The organism is Citrobacter sp. wls619, assembly GCF_005281345.1.
In the GTDB taxonomy this organism is placed as follows: domain Bacteria; phylum Pseudomonadota; class Gammaproteobacteria; order Enterobacterales; family Enterobacteriaceae; genus Citrobacter.
This window is the reverse complement of record NZ_SZXJ01000088.1, coordinates 1-283: the sequence shown is the minus strand read 5'-3', so window position 1 is coordinate 283 and position 283 is coordinate 1. Positions and strand designations below refer to the sequence as shown.

Below are 283 nucleotides of genomic sequence, written 5' to 3'. Positions count from 1 at the left end.
GTGCGTCACTTTGTCGCTTTGCGCGACGAAAGTGACGCACTGGTCGGATGCAGTGCGCGAAAGATCGCAGATTCTGGTGCAGTTTTACGGTCACGCGGCAGCAAAGCCTTGCGGCAATGCAGGCCGCAGCCCGTAAAGTAAAAGGCGTTGATGTGGTAGCAGGTGCCGGGTGGGATCGCTTCTGACACGGTGCAGCATTGACCAGAGATCTGGCGCAGGTAAAAGGCGCTGAAATTCAGCAGGTATAAGTGAGCCGTAAAATCGGGTGATTTCCGATTGGGGG

1 protein-coding gene is annotated in these 283 nt (G+C 55.8%); it reads right to left on the bottom strand.

Features of this window, described 5'->3' with window-relative positions:
* Positions 1-5: 5 nt before the first annotated feature.
* Positions 6-283 (bottom strand): hypothetical protein (locus FDX19_RS25345; RefSeq protein WP_212734720.1); only part of this gene is annotated, 278 nt, incomplete at its 5' end.